This window comes from Faecalibacterium sp. Marseille-Q4137, assembly GCF_017377535.1.
GTDB classification, from domain to species: domain Bacteria; phylum Bacillota; class Clostridia; order Oscillospirales; family Ruminococcaceae; genus Faecalibacterium; species Faecalibacterium duncaniae.
Window position 1 is genome coordinate 1 of sequence record NZ_JAFREK010000086.1, and the last position, 2,928, is coordinate 2,928.

Sequence of the window (2,928 nt, forward strand, 5' to 3'; positions counted from 1 at the left end):
AGTGGGCCCAGGGTTCGAGTCCCTGGAGGTGCACCAGATATTGAACGTCAAATCGAAAGATTTGGCGTTCTTTTTTGTTATGTAACCCCGAAAAATCGGGGATTGCACGGTCAATGCACGGTTTTTGCACGGTCGTAGTTTTCGCCAGCAGATTTTGCAAGGGGCGAAATTGCTTGAAAATGCGTGTCGGATTTTGCATCAGGTCAGCAGAGCCAGACGGAGCTGCGCCTTTACTTCGGGGTCTGCATTCTTCAAAAGTTCCAGCAAAGCGGTCATAGAGATGGTCGGTTCGCCTTCGGCGGGTACAGCCTGCGGGCTGGGGCTTTCCTGTTTAGCGTAGAAACCTTCCTCAAACTTCTTGCCCAGTTCTACACGGGAGGACTGCTGGATATGGGCATAGGTGTTCACCAGCATATCTGCCGTAGCGTGTCCAGTAGTTCCCTGAACGGCCTTCACATCGCCGCCGGAGATCATCAGCTGATAGGTTGCGCTGGAATGCCGCAGGCCATGGAACACGATACGCGGGAACTCCGGGTGTGCATCCTGCCATTTGAGGAACTTCTTGCGAATCAGTACAGGCTCCACCGCCAGACCATTGGGCAGACGGAACAGCATTCCGCTGTCACGGTAGCGTGCCGGGTCTTTCATCTCGTCTGCCGCTAACTGATTCAGCCACTTCTTCAATTCCTCTTTCAGAGCAGAGGTCATGAAGATGGTGCGGCAGGAGGATGCCGTTTTGGTGCTTTTCAGGATGAGGGAAGTGGTGCTGCGTTCCAGCTTGTCCGGGAATACCTTGATGATGCAGCCATCGTCCACTTGGTTCAGGGCTTCTTTTCGCACCCGCTGCATGGACTTATTGATACGGAATGTTCCAATGCCATCCGCTGCATCAAAGTCAATATCCTCCGGGGTCAGACCTACGATCTCGCCCTCTCGCAGTGCGCCCACCAGCGTGAGGTGGACTGCCAGATGCAGGATGGGGTCCTCCATGCTGTCCAGAGCTGCTCGCATTTCCTCTACCGTCCAGATGATGCGCTCCTGCGTGGACTTCTTGGGGCTGTCCACGGGAACAGGACTTTTAATCAGGATGCCCCACTCTACGGCATACTGGAACGCTGTACCCAGCAGCCGATGAACCTCGTGGATAGTCGTGCCGGAAAGGAACCGCTGCTTCTGCTTTTTGGTCAGTTCCTGCTTTTTTCCCTCGATATACGAACCGCAGGGCGTTTTGCTCAAGGTCGTATAGAGGTTTTCCATGTGGTAGGGCTTGAGTTTCTGCATCTCCATGCTGCCAATATAGGGGATGATGAGGTTTTGGATGGTGGAGAGGTTGGATTCGTAGGTTTTGGGTGCCCACTTGTGCTTGCTGCACTGCTTGGGCAGCCAATCCATGAGGAACTCTGCCACCGTCACCGAGGACGGAATCAGGAACGTGCCGGCGGCCAGTTCATGCTCGATTTGCTTTTTTCGGTTCGTTGCCTCCTCTTTTGTGGGAAAACTTTCCCATTTGTCGCAGCTTTTGCCGTGTTCATCTTCGTAGGTGTATCGGACGCTGTAAGAGTTGCCGCGCTTCGTAATATATGCCATACTGTTTGCCTCCTTATCAAGCTGCCCGGTAGAGCCACGCATCGAAACTGTCTTTCGGTACACGGATGCTTCCGCCTACCCGCAGAACACGGAATTCGGTGGTGCTGTTGCACAGGTTGTAAGCAGAGCGCAGACTGATGGCCAGCATTCGTGCAATATCGTTCACCGTGTACACCAGCTTCGTGGTTTCCGGGCTGTCAGTCGGAGACTTGACGGCATTGGTTTGAGTGACCACCTCCATTGTAGTGAGATTCGAGTCCTTTTGCAAGAACTTTTTCGTATAATCGGAAGATTGCACAGGGACGTTCATAGAATTACGGTCAAAATCCATAAGCATTTCTCCTTGTATTGTCATATTATCTAAAAATTCACTTTAAAGTTCTACATCCTGCCCACGCTTGCGGTTTCGCTGCGGCACATTCATGGTGCGCTCCTGCTTGGGGGCAAGAATCTTTTCCAGAAAGCTGCGCACCAGTTCAGGCGCACGGTGGAGCGCATCCAGATAGGGCTTCACTTCGTACCAGAGTTCATGATACTTTTGGCCCCAATGAGCAGCTTCCTTCTTGGCGGTGGAAAGTTCTTCTTTCAGGCGGCGGTTCTCCACGTCCATCATATAGCCATGGTCGGCCTGTTTTTTCAGCATGGAAAATTCTTCTTCGGTCAGCGAATAGTTGCCGAGGAAGGTGTGCTTACCGATATAATCCAGATCGCGCACATGAATGAGGGCTTCTTTTGTGAGTGTGGTCTTTTTCTGCACAGCGGCTAGTTCCTTCTCCTTTTTGGAGAGGGTCTGACAGGTTTTAGCAAGCGACTGTGCTTGTTCGTCGGCTTGGGCGGTCAGGGCGTCCAGCAGTTCCTGCTCCCGTTGGACTTTGAACTGGGTGACGGTCAGGTGTTCTTCGGTGCTGCCACGCTCACCGCGCTCCACATCCGTGTACCCGGCAGCGCGCATATAGTTGAAGAAATCGTCCTGCAAGATGCTGTACGACTTCTTCAGGACTGGCTTGCCGTTCTTTTGCAGGACGGGCTCTCCAGCATCGTCCAGCAGGGGCTTGGATGCCCACTTCTTGCTCCGGCTGACCTGCACGACGGTCTCCTTGACTGTGCCGACCAGTGCCTTGTCCTTGCAGCGTTTCGACCACAGGATTTGCTTTTCCACCACAGGTACATAGACCACATGGAGGTGGTAGTGGTAAACTTCGCGGCCTAGTGCTTCGGTCATGGCACGGTTGATCTCATCGGCGTGCATGACTGCCGAGAGGATATACTGCTCACCACCCACGATCTGAACGGCTGCTTTGTAGGCATCCTCATAGAACTGCTTGGCGAACTCGTAGCCAC

3 protein-coding genes are annotated in these 2,928 nt (G+C 53.2%); all 3 read right to left on the bottom strand.

The genetic code is table 11. The features are described 5' to 3' along the window. Positions 1-198: 198 nt before the first annotated feature. Positions 199-1,587 (bottom strand): tyrosine recombinase XerC, encoded by a 1,389-nt coding sequence (gene xerC / locus J3353_RS15755; RefSeq protein ID WP_207685217.1) that lies wholly within the window; start codon positions 1,585-1,587, stop codon positions 199-201. A gap of 16 nt (positions 1,588-1,603) precedes the next feature. Beyond that, entirely contained in the window at positions 1,604-1,918 is a 315-nt protein-coding gene (locus J3353_RS15760) for a helix-turn-helix domain-containing protein (RefSeq protein ID WP_370569220.1), read from the bottom strand. 42 nt (positions 1,919-1,960) lie between these two features. Next, positions 1,961-2,928: plasmid recombination protein (locus J3353_RS15765; RefSeq protein WP_207685218.1), on the bottom strand; the 968-nt coding region annotated here is incomplete at its 5' end.